The organism is Flavobacterium fluviale, assembly GCF_003312915.1.
Classification (GTDB): Bacteria; Bacteroidota; Bacteroidia; order Flavobacteriales; family Flavobacteriaceae; genus Flavobacterium; species Flavobacterium fluviale.
In genome coordinates this window covers 1,282,407-1,299,101 of sequence record NZ_CP030261.1, presented here as the reverse complement: position 1 = coordinate 1,299,101, position 16,695 = coordinate 1,282,407, and the positions used below count along the sequence as shown (strand labels likewise).

At 32.7% G+C, this 16,695-nt stretch carries 15 protein-coding genes and 1 tRNA gene; 7 read left to right on the top strand and 9 right to left on the bottom strand.

Annotated features, from left to right (window positions below):
* Positions 1-3: 3 nt before the first annotated feature.
* Positions 4-1,782: an AraC family transcriptional regulator gene (locus HYN86_RS05860; RefSeq protein WP_113677196.1), complete on the bottom strand. Its 1,779-nt coding sequence runs from the start codon at positions 1,780-1,782 to the stop codon at positions 4-6.
* A gap of 165 nt (positions 1,783-1,947) precedes the next feature.
* On the opposite strand from HYN86_RS05860, the gene HYN86_RS05855 reads away from it, so the two are divergent.
* The 3 genes from HYN86_RS05855 to HYN86_RS05845 all read left to right on the top strand — a co-directional run bounded on the left by HYN86_RS05855 (position 1,948) and on the right by HYN86_RS05845 (position 4,825).
* Positions 1,948-3,126: an acyl-CoA dehydrogenase family protein gene (locus tag HYN86_RS05855; protein WP_113677195.1), complete on the top strand. Its 1,179-nt coding sequence runs from the start codon at positions 1,948-1,950 to the stop codon at positions 3,124-3,126.
* A 91-nt stretch (positions 3,127-3,217) separates the two neighbouring features.
* Entirely contained in the window at positions 3,218-4,000 is a 783-nt protein-coding gene (locus HYN86_RS05850; protein ID WP_113677194.1) for a DUF3050 domain-containing protein, read from the top strand.
* Between the two features lie 69 nt (positions 4,001-4,069).
* On the top strand, positions 4,070-4,825 hold the full coding sequence (locus tag HYN86_RS05845; RefSeq protein WP_113677193.1) for an SGNH/GDSL hydrolase family protein: 756 nt from the start codon (positions 4,070-4,072) through the stop codon (positions 4,823-4,825).
* A gap of 132 nt (positions 4,826-4,957) precedes the next feature.
* On the opposite strand, the gene HYN86_RS05840 is transcribed toward HYN86_RS05845, so the two are convergent.
* Together HYN86_RS05840 and HYN86_RS05835 are read right to left on the bottom strand one after the other, a co-directional pair.
* On the bottom strand, positions 4,958-5,299 hold the full coding sequence (locus HYN86_RS05840) for a hypothetical protein (RefSeq protein ID WP_113677192.1): 342 nt from the start codon (positions 5,297-5,299) through the stop codon (positions 4,958-4,960).
* Entirely contained in the window at positions 5,299-5,880 is a 582-nt protein-coding gene (locus HYN86_RS05835) for a hypothetical protein (RefSeq protein WP_162789305.1), read from the bottom strand. The genes HYN86_RS05840 and HYN86_RS05835 overlap by 1 nt, the downstream gene beginning before the upstream one ends.
* 230 nt (positions 5,881-6,110) lie before the next feature.
* On the opposite strand from HYN86_RS05835, the gene HYN86_RS05830 reads away from it, so the two are divergent.
* Entirely contained in the window at positions 6,111-6,779 is a 669-nt protein-coding gene (locus HYN86_RS05830; RefSeq protein WP_162789303.1) for a hypothetical protein, read from the top strand.
* Between the two features lie 168 nt (positions 6,780-6,947).
* Here the strand turns inward: HYN86_RS05830 and HYN86_RS05825 are convergent.
* Both HYN86_RS05825 and HYN86_RS05820 read right to left on the bottom strand, forming a co-directional pair.
* Positions 6,948-7,034 (bottom strand) — tRNA-Ser (locus tag HYN86_RS05825).
* Positions 7,035-7,094: 60 nt separating this feature from the next.
* Positions 7,095-7,964 (bottom strand): LysR substrate-binding domain-containing protein, encoded by an 870-nt coding sequence (locus HYN86_RS05820; RefSeq protein WP_113677189.1) that lies wholly within the window; start codon positions 7,962-7,964, stop codon positions 7,095-7,097.
* A 91-nt stretch (positions 7,965-8,055) separates the two neighbouring features.
* Here HYN86_RS05820 and HYN86_RS05815 point away from each other — a divergent pair, with 91 nt between their 5' ends.
* On the top strand, positions 8,056-9,297 hold the full coding sequence (locus HYN86_RS05815) for an MFS transporter (protein ID WP_113677188.1): 1,242 nt from the start codon (positions 8,056-8,058) through the stop codon (positions 9,295-9,297).
* Positions 9,298-9,460: 163 nt separating this feature from the next.
* Here the strand turns inward: HYN86_RS05815 and HYN86_RS05810 are convergent, their stop codons facing one another.
* The 4 genes from HYN86_RS05810 to HYN86_RS05795 form a co-directional block, all read right to left on the bottom strand.
* Entirely contained in the window at positions 9,461-10,489 is a 1,029-nt protein-coding gene (locus HYN86_RS05810) for an asparaginase (protein ID WP_113677187.1), read from the bottom strand.
* Positions 10,479-11,615 carry a 1-acyl-sn-glycerol-3-phosphate acyltransferase gene (locus HYN86_RS05805; protein ID WP_113677186.1) on the bottom strand — a complete coding sequence of 379 codons (1,137 nt, stop codon included), beginning with the start codon at positions 11,613-11,615 and terminating at the stop codon, positions 10,479-10,481. The genes HYN86_RS05810 and HYN86_RS05805 overlap by 11 nt, the downstream gene beginning before the upstream one ends.
* 64 nt (positions 11,616-11,679) lie before the next feature.
* Positions 11,680-12,459 (bottom strand): TatD family hydrolase, encoded by a 780-nt coding sequence (locus HYN86_RS05800; RefSeq protein WP_113677185.1) that lies wholly within the window; start codon positions 12,457-12,459, stop codon positions 11,680-11,682.
* Between the two features lie 236 nt (positions 12,460-12,695).
* Positions 12,696-14,357, bottom strand: a complete 1,662-nt coding sequence (locus HYN86_RS05795; RefSeq protein WP_113677184.1) for a S41 family peptidase — start codon at positions 14,355-14,357, stop codon at positions 12,696-12,698.
* A 272-nt stretch (positions 14,358-14,629) separates the two neighbouring features.
* On the opposite strand from HYN86_RS05795, the gene HYN86_RS05790 reads away from it, so the two are divergent.
* Together HYN86_RS05790 and HYN86_RS05785 are read left to right on the top strand one after the other, a co-directional pair.
* A complete protein-coding gene (locus HYN86_RS05790) occupies positions 14,630-15,067 on the top strand; it encodes a retropepsin-like aspartic protease (protein WP_113677183.1) in 438 nt (145 codons plus the stop codon).
* Positions 15,068-15,236: 169 nt separating this feature from the next.
* Positions 15,237-16,688 carry an RNA-binding domain-containing protein gene (locus tag HYN86_RS05785; RefSeq protein WP_113677182.1) on the top strand — a complete coding sequence of 484 codons (1,452 nt, stop codon included), beginning with the start codon at positions 15,237-15,239 and terminating at the stop codon, positions 16,686-16,688.
* Positions 16,689-16,695 lie beyond the last annotated feature (7 nt).

Genomic DNA, 16,695 nt, shown 5'->3' with positions numbered 1-16,695 from the left:
GCTTTAAATATTGTTCGCAAATTGAGCTGGAGACACTCCAGTTCTTTTGCGAAACGATTTTGCAAATGATACAGCATTTTTAAAACCAACACTTTCTGCAATGGCCTGTGTAGAATATTTACGATACAAATGATTTGTAATCATCTGATTAATAACATAATTAATCTTTAATTCATTAGAATATTCTCCAAAAGATTTACCAAATCTTTTATTTACAACATAAGATAAGTAAGTAGTATTGGTTTTAATTTTTTTGGCAACATACGACAATGTAAAATCTGCATTTAAATATTCTAACTTTTCTTCTAGCGCCAGTAGTTTTTCTACAATTTTATTTTCTTTTGCTTCATCAATACTTAGATTTGCATTTTCCTTTTTAAGCAGACCATCATCTTCTAATTCTGGAACTTCTACAAATAAAGGTCTTTCAAGTGCTGCTTTTTCAATTTCAGCTTTTTCAATTTCTTTTTTCTCTAGATTAGCTTTAAATTCTTCAATTAAAGCGTTCATTTTCTTCTGCGCCTTATTCTTATCGCGAATACTCTTAATTAAGAAAAACACAATTCCAACTACTAAAATTACATAAAGTACCTTTAGTGCTTTATTCCATAAAACCTCATACTTATATTTCTCCTGGATACTAACCATTTCGTCACTGAGGTTTGCTGTGCCAAGTTTGTAATTAACCTCTAGAGCTTCTTCTCTAAGTTGTCCTTCGTATTTTTCATAAGAATCTAAATATATTTTTGAGTGCTTAAAAGCAAGCTCAGGCTCATTCTTTATACTATATATTTTAGCCTGAATATAATTAGATTGAAAATAAGTGTTATCTATTTTCTTTTCTTTGAGAGACATCGAATCTACTTTTTTCAAAAAAATTAGAGCTTTATCGTAATTCTTTTGAGAGTAGTAAAGATCCCCTAGATTATGATTTGCAATTTTATAGTAAGTTTCATCGTTATTTTGTTTTGCATAGATCGAAATATCAAAATATGCTCTCTCTGCATTTTTGAAATCTCTTTTTAGTAAATAGATATTTCCAAGACTAAGAGTAGCCGTCATTTTATTATCGATATAATTTTGAGAATAAGTAATTGCTCTTTTATAAAAATATTCGGCAGAATCCAGTAAAAAAAGCTTTTTGCGATCCTTCATAAAATAGCCTTCATATACATTTCCTAAATTGGTATAAATATTACTTTTACTATTTTGAAATTGATCTTTTTCGTAAAGACTTTCATTCTTATCTAAAAAATCACTGTTCTGCCTTAGATTTTTAATTGCAAGTTCATAATTACCAACTTCTTCATTAACTAAGGCTATATTGCTTTTAAATTTTACGGTCTGTATAACATCTGATGTTTTTATAGAAAGTTTAATTCCTTCTTGGTAGTTGCTTAAAGCATCACTAAAATTTTTTCTTTTCCATTCCGTTAGTCCTCTATAATTATATAGGTAAGCACGAAGATTTATTTTTTGAACAGATTCAGGAAGTTTTTTATAATAAGCTAATGCTTTATTATACCACTCGTCGCATTTTGCTCTATTGCCTTTTAGCTGATATAAATAGGATCCTGCCCCATAAGCAAAGGACAAATGCTCATTATTAGTAGATTTTTGTAATTCTGTAACGTAGTTTAATCCTTCGTCAAAATTACCGTTCATGCTGAAACGTATTTTATCCTGCATTTCTAAATACTCTTGTTCGGTAAACTCTTTTGTAGGTTGAGCCACAGTGGTATTAAGTATCAAGAAAAATAAAAAAGAGATGATCAGCCTCATTTAATTAGTTTTTGGTATTCAAAAATAGTCTATAAATTATCAATAAACTACAATTAATTTGCCAAATTCCTATTAATTTTATTTTTGAAGAAAAAAAATATAACAATTTAAGGTGTATTTGTTATATTTTTATTGCGTAAATTTGTTTAGTAAAAATTAAAAAACATGAAACCAGATCTATTTCAATCTCCAGATTACTATAATTTAGATGATTTGCTAACAGACGAACATAAATTGGTTCGCGAATCTGCTCGTGCGTGGGTAAAAAAAGAAGTTTCTCCTATAATAGAAGAGTATGCTCAAAAAGCCGAGTTCCCTAAACAAATTATCAAAGGACTTGGAGAAATTGGCGGTTTCGGACCTTACATTCCTGTCGAATATGGCGGTGCGGGATTAGATCAAATCTCTTACGGCTTAATTATGCAGGAAATTGAAAGAGGTGATTCTGGTGTACGGTCTACCTCATCTGTTCAATCTTCTTTAGTAATGTATCCAATTTGGAAATATGGTAATGAAGAACAGCGAATGAAATACCTTCCGAAGCTGGCAACGGGAGAATTCATTGGATGTTTTGGTTTAACCGAACCAGATCACGGCTCTGATCCTGGAAGTATGATTACCAATTTTAAAGATATGGGAGATCATTATCTATTAAATGGTGCCAAAATGTGGATTTCAAATGCTCCTTTTGCTGATATTGCTATTGTCTGGGCAAAAAATGAAAAAGGCAGAATTCATGGTTTAATTGTAGAACGAGGCATGGAAGGTTTTACAACTCCTGAAACACACAACAAATGGTCGCTTCGTGCATCTGCAACTGGCGAGTTAATTTTTGATAACGTTAAAGTTCCTAAAGAAAACCTTTTACCTAATAAATCTGGCTTAGGAGCCCCGCTTGGATGTTTAGATTCAGCTCGTTACGGAATTGCGTGGGGAGCAATCGGCGCAGCAATGGATTGTTACGATACGGCATTACGATATTCTAAAGAGAGAATTCAGTTTGGAAAACCAATTGGAGGCACTCAATTACAGCAAAAGAAATTAGCCGAAATGATTACAGAAATCACAAAAGCGCAATTATTAACCTGGCGTTTAGGCGTTTTAAGAAATGAAGGAAAAGCCACTACGGCACAGATTTCGATGGCAAAACGTAATAATGTAAACATGGCAATTACCATTGCGAGAGAAGCCAGACAAATGCTCGGAGGTATGGGAATTACTGGCGAATATTCGATTATGCGACACATGATGAACCTCGAAAGTGTGATTACTTATGAGGGAACTCACGACATTCATTTACTAATAACGGGAATGGATGTAACTGGAATTCCAGCATTTAAATAGTAGACAACTATTAAAATATATACAAAATCGATTTAAAAAGCTTCTTCTAACAAAGAAGCTTTTTTATCTTTGCACAAAATTTTTCCCAAAAATGAATATTGAAGCAGTAAACAAAAGCATACAGCCACAAAAAGACCAACTTTTAAAACATTCCTTATACAATAAGATTCAAAACATAGATGACTTACATAGCTTTTTAGAAAGTCATGTTTTTGCTGTTTGGGATTTTATGTCGTTATTAAAAGCTTTACAAGCCAAACTTACCTGCACAACAACGCCTTGGTTTGCTACTAAAAATCCAGAGACTCGTTATTTAATTAATGAAATTGTTCTTGCCGAAGAAACAGATTTAACGCTTGACGGAAGAAGACAAAGTCATTACGAAATGTATTTAGAAGCCATGGAAGCTTGTGGCGCCGATACGAATGGAATTTTAAATTTCCTGTCAGAAGTAAGTTCGCTTCATAATATATTTGTTGCCATTAAACAAAGCAATTTACATCCAAATGTGAAAGCTTTCTTAGATTTTACTTTCAGAGTAATCGAAGAAGGAAAACCGCATGAAATTGCTGCTGCATTTACTTTTGGAAGAGAAGATTTAATTCCGAGTATGTTTACCGAAATTCTGAAAAATTTCCAAAAGAATCTTCCAGAAGTCGATTTGACTAAATTGCTTTATTATTTTGAAAGACATATCGAACTGGATGCTGACGAACACGGACCAATGGCCATGCAGATGATTACAGAATTATGCGAAGATGATGCTCAAAAATGGAAAGAAGTAGAAGAAGTTTCTATTCTGGCTCTAGAAAGACGTATCGGACTTTGGAATGCAATTGAAGAAGATATTGTGATGAAAACCGAAATGGTTTAATAAATCCAAACCCGCATATTTAACGTAACTATTTGTTTAAAACGACCTCAATCTAAATTTAAACAAATTATGAAACCACATTTTAAACAAATAGTTACCATTATACTGTCTGCATTTCTTCTGAGCTGCAGTTCATCTGAAGAGCCCGCTCCTATTACAACTACTCCTCCAGTTGTAAATCCGCCTACGACACCAAATCCGCCCATTGCAAGTTCAATCAACTATTTAGCATTAGGCGATAGTTATACCATCGGGCAGAGTGTTTGTGCTACATGTCGTTTTCCAGAACAATTAAAAACTAGTTTAAACGCGATGTACTCTAGTACAATTTCGCTGAAAATAATTGCAACAACCGGCTGGACAACATCCAACTTACTTTCGTCCATAAATACACAAAATCCAGAACCTAATTACGATCTCGTTACACTTTTAATCGGCGTTAACAACCAGTATCAACGTAGAAATTTTTCGGTTTATGAAAAAGAGTTTCCAGAATTGGTAACCAAAGCAATCATGCTCGCCAAAGGCGACCGAAAAAATGTTGTAGTCATTTCTATTCCAGATTATGCGTATACACCTTACGGAAAAGCTCTCGCTGGCGATCAAACCTCAACGATTTCTTCAGAAATAGATCAGTACAACTCATTTGCAGAGAAGTATTGCATCAACAACCAAATTGCTTTTGTATCCATTACAGACATTACGCGCCAAGGACTCAACAGTCCAAATCTGGTGGCTTCAGATGGCTTACATCCTTCAGAAACAGCCTATAAAATGTTTGTGGACAAAATGATGCCGGAGATAAAAAAAGCACTGCATAATTAATATTTTCATTATCAGAAGCAGAAAATTCATTTTCATTACACCTTTAGTCCCGCTATGCACTATATCTTTTGCGGCGAACCCCGCCACAAAAGGATATCGTTTCTATCGGGGCTATATTAGAAATTTTCATTTTCATTTATAATTTTCAAAATCAACTTGCACTTTTTCAAAAAGTTCCGACTGTTCCAAAATCGAATCAATCCTCGCCAAACCATCTTGATTATTTTCTGCCATTATAAAAGCAAAACCCCAGATATCTTTCGAAATTGTAAAACTTCCAATTTCAGAATCATACGTCGTTAATATTTCATCGTTCATCCATAAATCGAGAATGTCAATCATTTTCGGTTTTATTTCTTGAATCGCATACAGAAAATCAGAATTGAAATTTTCGCTTTCAGCACCGCTAAAAACATCTATTAAAAGTTCTGCAGATTGATAACCTGGACGAAAGTGATATTTGTATTGACTCATTATTTTTCAATACGTTTAAAATGGCAGGCCAAATTATAAGTAGATCCAGCCCAAAACATAAATATTAAGGCACCAGAATTATCATAAGCATAATTGACCAAAAGTCCGTTATCTTTTGAAAGTCCAATTCTGGTTTTATGATTGTCGTATCCTCCAGCAAGATACGGAACACCATGACGTTTCAAGTATTTATTATCCAGATAAAAAAATCCGTTTTTCAGTTTTCCTCCCATTTCGACATTCTCAACAATTGAGTCCTTTTTTTTGGTCACAAATTGCAATCGGTTTTTACCCAATAACTTTACTTCAACACGATAAGAATCTGAATATTCATATCTTAACCTTTCTGATTTTACAAAATAATTCAGGCTGTGTATTGTTTCAGGCTTTTCCGAATCAATTGTTTGTAAATTTCCTTTTTTATCATACTTCGCATCAGGAAAAAGTACATAGGTTCCTTCCAGCTTTACTAAATCATTTTCTGACAATGATGATTTGTTTTTGTTTACCATTCTGTTCGAAAATGAAGCGCAGGAAGATAGTAATAAAGTCAAAACAATGGCGCATAATATTGATTTCATACTCTTTACATAAGATTGTTATACTAATTTAGAATTTATTTTTTTAATAATTAAGCTTTCTGTTAAAGAGAATCAATAATTGTAGTTTTTAAGCTTTGTAGTTTTTTTATTGCAAAAAATTCTTTATCTTTCTTAGTATGAAAATGAAGACTTACAAATCAAATTTCCAATAGCAGTAAATTTTAACTATGAAAAACAAAATTTTAATTTCATTAAATTTAATACTACTGATGAGCTGTTCCACGAAGTCACAAGATTTATCTACTATAGACTTTAATCAAAATGCAGAAACCTATCTTGATGGACTTTCTTTTTCTTCCAAAACAGAGCAAAAAGGACATTATGAAGCTGTAGTTAAAGGAGAAGATGCCAGTTTGAAATTAGTAGACAAAGGAGAACTCTCTACAAATTATGTGTTTATGGGAGAAAAAAACACAGCACAGCTTAACTATGGCGGTATTCCAATTAACGATGTTATGGGTACAGCAATAACTGTTTATGATAACAAAATTGCATTTATGAGAATAAATGTCAAAAATGATCAAAGCATTGCACTTTTAGAGTTACTTAAAAAAAAGCTGGGCACCCCAACTGAGATAGTCAAAAGTGAAGATAATCCGTATGATGAAACAGATAAATCCCAGCGGCTTCTTCTTGAGAAACTTCCCAACGAAACCAAAAAAGTAAAGGATGATGTGCTTGATGATTACACTCTTACCTATCCTGAGAATTTTATTTGGAACAAAAACGATGTGATTTATCAATTAACATTTTCTCCAACTGGAAATTACATTAGCAGTCAGCTTGTTGTGATTTCAAAGAAAGCATTCAAAGACAAAATAATAATGGGGTATCATAATCCAGATAAAGATCCAATTCTTTCAAAGTATCTGAATTAGAATAAATTACAAATACTCTTTCTCATAAGGAGAATTTGCTTTTAAATTAAAAACTTGTATAAAAACTATACTTCTTAATAAATAACAAACGGAATCTTAGAAAGATAAATTGTTTTATATAAAAAAAGAGATCTGAAAATTTCAGATCTCTTTTTTGTTTTTATTTCGCAGAAAGGAAGGGATTCGAACCCTCGATACAGTTACCCATATACTAGCTTTCCAGGCTAGCTCCTTCAACCACTCGGACACCTTTCTTTATTGGTCTGCAAAGAACACAAAAAAATCTGAGTTACAAAAACAAAATGCAAATTTACTTTAAATGCTTTTTTTAAATTCTTCCATAAACAGTTTTACTGCTTTCTTTTGGTAGCTTCCCAGCGTGAGCATATATGAATCTCGTTTAGTAATAACTCCTGTAATTTGAATAGCTTTGAGATCGTCCCAATCTTTTAGAGCCATCTCGGCAACAATTGTTGCCCAATCGCTATTTTCTACCATTTGCAATAATGCGTGAATGGACTGGAGCTCTATTGAAATTTTAGGTTTCATATTAAACTTTTTAAACAGTTCTTCGACATATTCTCGCGAATTGGATCCTTTGCCTGGCAATATCAGCGGAATCTCTTCTATTTTCTTAAAAGCGATCTTATCCAAATGGGCTAAAGCATGATTTTTAGAAACCACCATAACCATATTTGAAGCAAATAATGGTACTTTCTGAATCTGCATTTCAATTTCGTGTGACGAAATAACGAATACTAAATCTAATTCGTTATCAAGTAATTTCTGTTCCAAAACCTCGGTAGTTCCATACTCGACAATAATTTTGAGATTTTGGTATTTCTTAGCAAACGCATTTACAACTGGTAATATCAAAAGACCAAAAATATATGTAACTCCAATTCGAAGTTCTCCGCCGATCATTTCGTTTAAATCTTCGATTGCCTGTTTTCCGTTTTCTACTTTTTCTACCACTTTTTTAGCATGAATTAAAAAAACCGAACCTGCTTCTGTCAGTTGTACTTTTTTTCCAATTCGCTTAAACAGTGGCATTCCAAGCTCTTCTTCCAGCTTTTTAATTTGCTGTGAAAGTCCTGATTGTGTTACAAAACACAATTCTGCAGCTTTGGTAAAATGCAAAACCTCAGCGGTTTTGATAAAATATTGCAATTGATAAATTTCCATATTGATAAGCTTTACTACTTATTATCAGTAAAATTATTAATTTTTCTAATGAAATCATAATCCCGACCTTTGTATTAAATATTTCAAGGTTATGTTTAAAGCATTAAAATCAAAAAATTTCAAATTATTCTTTTATGGTCAATCTGTTTCCGTAATTGGAACCTGGCTGCAGAAAACCGCCGTGAGCTGGATGGTTTACAGTATAACAGGATCTGTTTTTCTGCTGGGATTAGCGACTTTTTTAAGTATGATTCCGTCTCTGTTTTTAGCTCCTTTGGCAGGAAGCATTATCGGACGTTACGATAAACACCGTGCTATGATTGTTTTGCAGTCTCTTGCAATGCTTCAGGCTGGAACTTTAGCTTTGCTTATTTACCTTAAAATTTACAATATCAACTTTATTCTGGCTTTGAGTCTTATTCAGGGAATTATCAATGCTTTTGATATGACCTGCCGTCAAACGATGATGATCGATATTGTTGATAAAAGAGAAGATCTTCCAAATGCCGTTGCGCTTAACTCTACAATGAACAACTTTGCCCGTATTGCCGGACCTGCACTTGCGGGAATTATTCTGCACCAATATGGAGAGGATATTTGTTTCATCGGGAACTTTGTTAGCTATGTTCCTGTTTTGATTTCATTGCTGATGATGAAAATTACACCGCACATTAAAGCCGAAAATAAGTTAAATATGCTGGATGATCTTATTGAAGGCTTGGATTATGTAAAAAAAGAAACCGAAATGGCGAGAATGCTTCTTATGCTTACCTGCAGCAGTTTGTTTGTAATTTCTTTCAATACTTTGATGCCGGTTTTTGCTAAAGATATTTTTAGCGGAAACGCTCAGACTTTCAGTTGGTTTGAAAGCGCTGCCGGAATTGGTTCTGTTTTATCGGCCGTTTATATTGCGAATTTGAAATCGGCTGAAAACATGAATAAATTGATGATTGCCGCCAGTTTACTTCTTGGTTTTAGTATTATTATTTTGGCTGTTTCTAGCAGTTTGACAGTTGCTTTAATCTGCATGACGTTAAGCGGAGTGGGAATGATGGGACAAACTTCTTCTATCAACATTTATATTCAGACGCAGAGTACTGTAAATATGCGTTCTAGAAGTATCAGTTATTACATGATGGCTTATCAAGGTATGATTCCTGTGGGAAGTTTAATTATTGGTTATCTTTCTCACTTTATCGGAACTCGGAATACTGTTGTCATTCAAGGAGTTATCTGTATTATTTCTGTAATTGTGTATGTATATTACAAAAATCATAAAGCCTCAGAAGATTTGGAGACTTGCCCAGTTCCTTATCAAAATTCCAAAAATTAAAATTCCAAATTCCAATTTTAGAGGGAAGTTCCAATATAAAAATTCCAAATTCCAATTATTCAGAGAATTATAAAAAGAGGTTTCAAAATAAAAAATTCCAAATTCCAATTTTGAGATTCATTCAGTTTGGAATTTTTATTTTTTATTTTTTTGTAATTTTAATCTACGATATCTCCCCGCGCAAAGCAGTTTCAAAAATATCTTTAAATTCGTTTTGTGGAATATTATGACCAAGGAGGTACATTAATTTTGTAATTGCTGCTTCGGTAGTAATGTCTTTTCCTGAAATAACTCCAAGCGATTTTAAAGCTGTACTAGTTTCGTATTGACCCATATTTACGCTTCCGCCTGAGCATTGTGTAACATTTACAATATGCAATCCCGACTGAATTGCTTTCTCAATTAAATTTAAAAACCAATCTTCTGTCGGAGCATTTCCTGAGCCGTAGGTTTCTAAAACTATTCCTTTCAAATCTGGAATAGCAAGAATTGAAGCCAAAACTACTTCGCTCATTCCTGGAAACATTTTGATTATTGCCACATGATTGTTCAGATTTTTGTGAACGATCAAATCGGAGTTTTTATTTATTGGGAGAAATAAATGTCTATTTAATTTTAGGTGAACACCAGACTCTACTAATTCAGGATAATTTGGTGCTGTAAAAGCTCTAAAATGTTCTGCATTTACTTTAGAAGTTCGGTTACCGCGGTACAATTTGTATTCAAAATACAAGCAGACTTCGGTAATAACTGGTTTTCCGTTTTCTAGAAGAGAAGCAATCTGAATCGCTGTAATCAGGTTTTCTTTTGCATCTGTACGTAAGTCTCCAATTGGAAGCTGAGAACCAGTAAACACAACAGGTTTAGACAAATTCTCGAGCATAAAACTCAATGCAGAAGCCGAATATGACATTGTATCTGATCCGTGAAGGACGACAAATCCGTCATAAACAGCGTAATTTTCCTCGATAATTGTGGCAATTTTTGTCCACATTTCGGGATTCATATTTGAAGAATCAATTGGATGTTCAAATGAAATAGATTCGATTTCACAGTCCAATTGTTTAATTTCTGGAATCTTTTGTATTAATTTACCAAAATTGAAGGCTTTAAGCGCCCCTGTCTCAAAGTCTTTGCTCATACCGATGGTTCCTCCGGTATAAATCAATAATATTTTTGCTTTAGATGACATCTTGGTATTTTAATTTATTGACAACAGGATTGGCATACATTGCCAAAAATCCTTGTCTGGTAACAGGATTATCGCTTCCGATACGCATTTCTAAACGACGCTCAAAAAGCGATTTTTCGCTCTCTTTGTATTTGTGTGCAAATTTATCAGTCTCGTTTAAAATATCGTAAGCAATAAAATTAGTTGGCCATAATTGGTAGTTTTTCAAAACCATATCATCAATAGTTTGTGCCAAAGCCTGAATTTGTTTATTAACATTATCATTTTCAGCTACAATTTGGTCTATTTCTTGGTCTAAAACATCTCCAACAGAAATATGGATTCTCTTTTTAGTTCCCATAATACCACTTAAAATGGTCATGAAATCTTCGTTTTTATCTTTAACGTAAACTTCGTTGTTTGCTTCTGCCATTAATTGCGGCATTTTCAAAACATCTGTAGGGTCGTATTCATAAGAGATCGAAACTGGAACGATTTTTAATTTCTTAAAATAATCCATTAAGTTTGCTTCGTCAGAACCCATTCCGATCATTTTTAAAACTCCTGGATTGGTTTCGTCGTTTCCGTCTTTTGTTCTTCCTTCTCTTTGGGCAATCCAAACCGAACGATTTTCGCGAAGCAGTAACTGCCCCATGTATTCGGCTAATAATTTTGAACTTTGAAGCATTTCACGAGGTGTTAATCCTCTTAAAACTAAAAAGTTTCTATTCAGTTTTGCCAAAGTAGCCAAAAAAGCTTTTTTAACCAGATTATCTCCAATCGCCGATGCCGTCATAACCAAACCATGTTCGAAAAGACAGACATTTAGTAATGTTGTATCTAAAAGAATATCCCTGTGATTTGAGATAAACAAATAAGAAGTATTTTTTTCAAGTTTTTCAAAACCAGAAGTTGTAAGTCCTTCAGAGCTTTTTTCTAAAACCTTTTGTATTGTATTATAAATAAAGTTGCATTGAAAATCACGAATCGAATGTGTCTTCTTTAATTGATCCTTCCAAACCTCATCTTCTACTTCCGGAAAAGTAAAGTTCATCATGGTTTTCATCATCGGATGATTTACCACATCATGAAGTGCTTCATTTATTTCGGAATCATAAAACGGTCGAATGGCATCAAATTTCTGCATTATTTATATCGATTTTAAGTGGGCAAAAGAACAAAAAAAAATTTAGATTAAAGTAACGATTATATTAAATCCCAAAAACGTCTTTGGAGTTTTGAGTTGTGACTGCTGCAATCTCTTCTTCAGAAACATCATATAACGCTGCCAGCTTAGAAATTACATTGACTAAATAGCTGCTTTCATTTCTTTTTCCTCTGTAAGGAATCGGCGCTAAATAAGGCGAATCTGTCTCCAAAACAATATGTTTTAAATCAATCTGATTTAAAAACTGATCAATTTTTCCGTTCTTGAATGTTACAACTCCGCCAATTCCTAATTTCATATTATAAGAAATAGCCTGCTGCGCTTGTAATAAAGTTCCGGAAAAACAATGAAAAATCCCAAACAAATCTTCAGATTTTTCTTCTTCTAAAATTTCAAAGATCTCGTCAAAAGCTTCTCGACAATGAATTACGATTGGAAGTTTATATTGTTTTGCTAGTTGAATTTGCCTCTTAAAAGCAATCTGTTGTTCTTTAAGATGTGTTTTGTCCCAGTACAAATCGATTCCGATTTCACCAACTGCATAGAACTTTCTTTTAGCTAATTCAGTTTCTACATGTGCTATTTCGTCGAGATAATTATCTTTTACATAAGTGGGATGCAGTCCCATCATCAGGAATATATTTTCAGGATAATTTTTCTCCAAATCGTACATGGACTGAGTCGCAGCTGCATCGATAGCTGGAATAAAAAAGCGTGTAATTCCGGCATCGATAGCGCGCTGAATCATTTCATCGCGATCCTGATCAAATTCTTCAGAATATAAATGAGTGTGCGTATCTGTAATAATAGGTTTCAAATTCAATGATATAATTTTAAAGCTGTCAAAATTACGACAATATTAAAAGAATAGCAATTTTGTAGAATTTGTATAGAAAACAAAAAACCTTTGTCAAAGTTGTGAGCTTTGACAAAGGTCTGCTGATTCAATTTTTTATTTTGTCATACTGAGCGAAGTCGAAGTAAGCAAAGAAAAGCCCCCAATTCTTTTCGAAATGCTTATTGAGCCTTCGACTTCTCTCAAGATGACATAAATTTTAACTATTTTCCAGTTTCAATAAACAATATGGCACGATCTAAAACCTCATCTTTTCCTTCCTGAATTCCTTTTATGGTTGGTTTTATTTCAATATCAGGAATGATGCCAATTCTTTGTGTTTCGCGTCCGTCTGGATAATAAACGCCAATTCCTGAGAACTGTGTATTAAATCCTTCGAAATCAAATATGGAAACATTTCCGTCTGCACCAGAAGTTTGACTTCCAACAATTGTTGTATTTCCGGCCGTTTGAAAACACATCGCAGTCCATTCTGCCTGACTTTGTGCTTTTTCATTCAGCAAAATAACCACTTTACCTTTATAATACTCCTTATTATCAAAACCTATTGAAGTTCCTTCGCTCCATTTATATCGTCCTGGATAGCTTAAATCTGGATGTGTGTAAATTGCAAATTTCTTTTCTTGTGGATTTAAAAAATTTCCTATTGCTTCAAAAGTCCCCTTAGGATAATTTCTCATATCAAAAACAATTGCTTTAGTGTTTTTTAGTGCTTCAATCATATCTGGAATATTTTTAACGCCAATAACACCCATATCAACATAACCGATATTATGATCTAAAAGCTTAAATTTTTCCTTCTTTTTTCGTGCTCCTTTTTTAAATTCATTTCTGTGCGAATCATGATAATTATACCAAACCATTGTTTTTGTCTCATAATTATCGTTTTTAAAAAACTCTACTTTTATTTTATCATCAGTGTAACTTCTTAAAATTTTCTCTGCCAGTTTATCTAAATATTTAGGTTCATTTGAAGCACAAATAAAATCTCTATTCTCTGCGATAAGCTCCTCTATTGTTTTATCGTTTATTTTTGTAATTACGGTACCAACTTTTATATCATCTGCCTGAGCCAGACTATCAGCCAAAATTTCTGTAACTATAAGTTTATCATCAATGATCTTACCGTAGCCTGGAAAGTAGTTTCTTATTTTTGGCGTTGCTGCATTTGTATAAGCATAAAACTCCGTATGACTGTCATTAATTTTTGATACCAATTTTCTCATTACTTCATAAAAATCATCCTGATTATCTGCTTTAATTACAAGTGGTATGATTTTTTCTAAAGTAATATCCCATTTCTGATCCATTAAATATTTATCCGGAAAAAAATATTCTACTAAATTCCAATACATAAATACCATTCGAAGTTTTGAATTCTTATATGTAAAATCCGGATGCTTAAGATTTTCATTTCTCAAACCAACATTCCCAGCATTTTCTACTCCGTATATGTAAAACTGCTCACCTTGAAATCTATTGTCTTCAATAAATTTTAATTTCTTCGAAAGTCTTTTAGAAAACAGCTTATTATTAAACCAACTTAAATCGAAATTCTTGTCAAAAAATTTTACATCTTTTGGTACTGCAATTGGCGCTGTTTCTTTTACTGGTCCTAAATCATCAATCCAATTTTCTAGTATTAGTGAAAACTCTTCTTTTGTCTGCGCTTTTTCTATTTTAGGAAGTTTTTCTACTAATTGATCGTTCCAATTAACTTCTCCTCCAGCAACTTTCGGATGATAATATTTCAAAAACCCCCAGACTTTGCAGGTTGCAGAAAGCTTTTCGGTTTCAGTAATTTTGCCTGCGCTAAAAATGGTTTGAGAAAAAATGATAAAAAGAAGCAGCGTAATTTTCTTCATTTACAATGGTTAGTTTGGTTAAGTTTTTTTTGGGTTAGTTAGAAAAACAGATCGAATTTAAAATTAAAAATCCTAATTATCTTACGGCTTCACGTAAAAACAAAATTTATTTTATTAATTACTTCTTTAGAATTAGAATATTCGATCTTTTTTGCAAAAAAATTAATGTACTCCAGCGTGTTAAATGAGCAATAAAAACCTGCAAATTATATCCTGTATCGTTAGTTTTTTGGTAGTAATTGGTTTATTTTTGGATTTCAATCATTACAGAAATGGAAAATCTTCATGAGATTCTCAAAAAAGAGGATTACAAAAAAATAAAATTCAAAATCACTAAAACACAGCATTTGCAGATTAAAGCCAAAATTAACGGTATATCTGGAAATTTCATTTTAGATACCGGCGCGTCCAACACCTGCGTGGGTTTTGAAAGTATTGAACTTTTTGAATTGGCTGCAAAAAACTCAAAAACAAAAGCATCTGGAGCCGGTGGCAGCGGAATGAAAACGCAGATTTCGTCTCAAAACAAATTGCAGTTAGGATCTTGGAAAAACAAGGACTTCAGCATTGTAATTTTTGATCTTTCGCATGTAAACGAAGCTTTGGAATCTTTTAAAGCCAAACCTGTTCACGGTATTATTGGTGCCGATGTTTTATTGGAAGGAAAGGCAATTATTGATTATTTTAACCATTATTTGTATTTGAAGTAAAAACTCTCAAAAAAATTCGATTAATAAATTATACTGAAAAAACAACATAAAGTTATTAACAAAAATAAATAAAATAAGGATCTTATTTGATCGTTATTTGACAAATTGAAGTATTTTTACACAGAAAGCCAATAAAATCAAGGCTTTCTTATTTGATGGTTATTTGATTATGGAACAAAAAAAGTTAATAAATATAGTAAACGACTTAATTAAACAGCCAAATGAAAGTGAATGGGTTGAATTCAAATTGAATTTTCATTCCGCTGAGGAAATTGGCGAACGTATTTCCGCACTTTCAAATGGCGCATGCTTACACAACCACCCATTTGGTTATCTAATCTTCGGAGTTGAAGATAAAACTCATAAAGTTATTGGAACCACTTTCAAAATAAAATCACATAAAAAAGGTGGTGACGAATTAGAAAGTTGGTTAATGAATCGACTAGCCCCTAAAATAGATTTCAGGTTTCATGAATTTGAATATGACGACGGAATAAATATATCTATGATTATAATCCCATGTGCAGAAAACCGCCCAGTAGATTTTTTACATACATCATATATTAGAATTGGCAGTTATACCCGAAAACTAAGTGAATTCCCCGAGAAAGAAGGGAAAATCTGGAGAAAAGCTCCAGACAAGCCTTTAGAAAATCGTGTCGCTAAAGCAAATGTTACATCTTCTGAAATAATAAGCTTACTAAATTCTCAAACTTATTTTGAACTATTAAAACTTCCATATCCAAATACTCAAAAAGGTGTAATTGATAAATTTATTTCTGAAAAATTTATAAAAAAGAATAAAGAACTTTACGATATAACAAAATTAGGAGCTATTCTACTAGCCAAAAATCTTGAAGAATTTGATGAAATAGGAAGAAAAGCAGTAAGAGTAATTGTTTATAAAGGAAAAAATAAAGTTGAGACAATAAGAGAACAAATAGGCAAAAGAGGATATGCTGTTGGTTTTGACGGGTTAATTGACTGGATTAATGGGCAGTTACCAGCAAACGAAGAAATAGGAAAGGCTTTTAGAAAAGAAACAAAAATGTATCCTGAAATCGCAATAAGAGAATTAGTAGCAAATGCTTTAATTCATCAAGATTTTAATGAAAAAGGATTTCCGATGATCGAAATATTTTCAGATCGAATTGAAATTTCAAATCCAGGACTTCCACTTATAACTCCACAACGCTTTATTGACGAATATATTTCTCGAAATGAAAAATTAGCTGATGTCTTGAGGAGATTTGGAATCTGCGAAGAAAAAGGAAGTGGTATTGATAAAGTTATTTTTTATAACGAGATGTTCCAATTACCTGCTGTTGATTTCATAGTTTCAGAAAAAAGAACAAGAATTACTATGTTTAGCTATAAAGAACTTAACCATTTAGACAAGAAAGATAAGGTCAGAGCATGTTACCAACATGCTTGTCTATGTTATGTTTCAAATGACATAATGACAAACCAAAGCTTACGTGAACGCTTCCAAATTGAGGAACAAAATTCCGCCATAGCTTCAAGAATTATAAAAGACACGATAAGTGAGGGCTTAATAAAAGACGATGATCCACTAAGTAATTCCCGAAAATACAAAAAATACATCCCTTTTTGGGCATGATAAATTG

Excerpts from the sequence above, each read along its gene's own strand:
- HYN86_RS05860 (WP_113677196.1), bottom strand. The coding sequence starts at position 1,782 with ATGAGGCTGATCATCTCTTTTTTATTTTTCTTGATACTTAATACCACT.
- HYN86_RS05855 (WP_113677195.1), top strand. The coding sequence starts at position 1,948 with ATGAAACCAGATCTATTTCAATCTCCAGATTACTATAATTTAGATGAT.
- HYN86_RS05850 (WP_113677194.1), top strand. The coding sequence starts at position 3,218 with ATGAATATTGAAGCAGTAAACAAAAGCATACAGCCACAAAAAGACCAA.
- HYN86_RS05845 (WP_113677193.1), top strand. The coding sequence starts at position 4,070 with ATGAAACCACATTTTAAACAAATAGTTACCATTATACTGTCTGCATTT.
- HYN86_RS05840 (WP_113677192.1), bottom strand. The coding sequence starts at position 5,299 with ATGAGTCAATACAAATATCACTTTCGTCCAGGTTATCAATCTGCAGAA.
- HYN86_RS05835 (WP_162789305.1), bottom strand. The coding sequence starts at position 5,880 with ATGAAATCAATATTATGCGCCATTGTTTTGACTTTATTACTATCTTCC.
- HYN86_RS05830 (WP_162789303.1), top strand. The coding sequence starts at position 6,111 with ATGAGCTGTTCCACGAAGTCACAAGATTTATCTACTATAGACTTTAAT.
- HYN86_RS05820 (WP_113677189.1), bottom strand. The coding sequence starts at position 7,964 with ATGGAAATTTATCAATTGCAATATTTTATCAAAACCGCTGAGGTTTTG.
- HYN86_RS05815 (WP_113677188.1), top strand. The coding sequence starts at position 8,056 with ATGTTTAAAGCATTAAAATCAAAAAATTTCAAATTATTCTTTTATGGT.
- HYN86_RS05810 (WP_113677187.1), bottom strand. The coding sequence starts at position 10,489 with ATGTCATCTAAAGCAAAAATATTATTGATTTATACCGGAGGAACCATC.
- HYN86_RS05805 (WP_113677186.1), bottom strand. The coding sequence starts at position 11,615 with ATGCAGAAATTTGATGCCATTCGACCGTTTTATGATTCCGAAATAAAT.
- HYN86_RS05795 (WP_113677184.1), bottom strand. The coding sequence starts at position 14,357 with ATGAAGAAAATTACGCTGCTTCTTTTTATCATTTTTTCTCAAACCATT.
- HYN86_RS05790 (WP_113677183.1), top strand. The coding sequence starts at position 14,630 with ATGGAAAATCTTCATGAGATTCTCAAAAAAGAGGATTACAAAAAAATA.
- HYN86_RS05785 (WP_113677182.1), top strand. The coding sequence starts at position 15,237 with ATGGAACAAAAAAAGTTAATAAATATAGTAAACGACTTAATTAAACAG.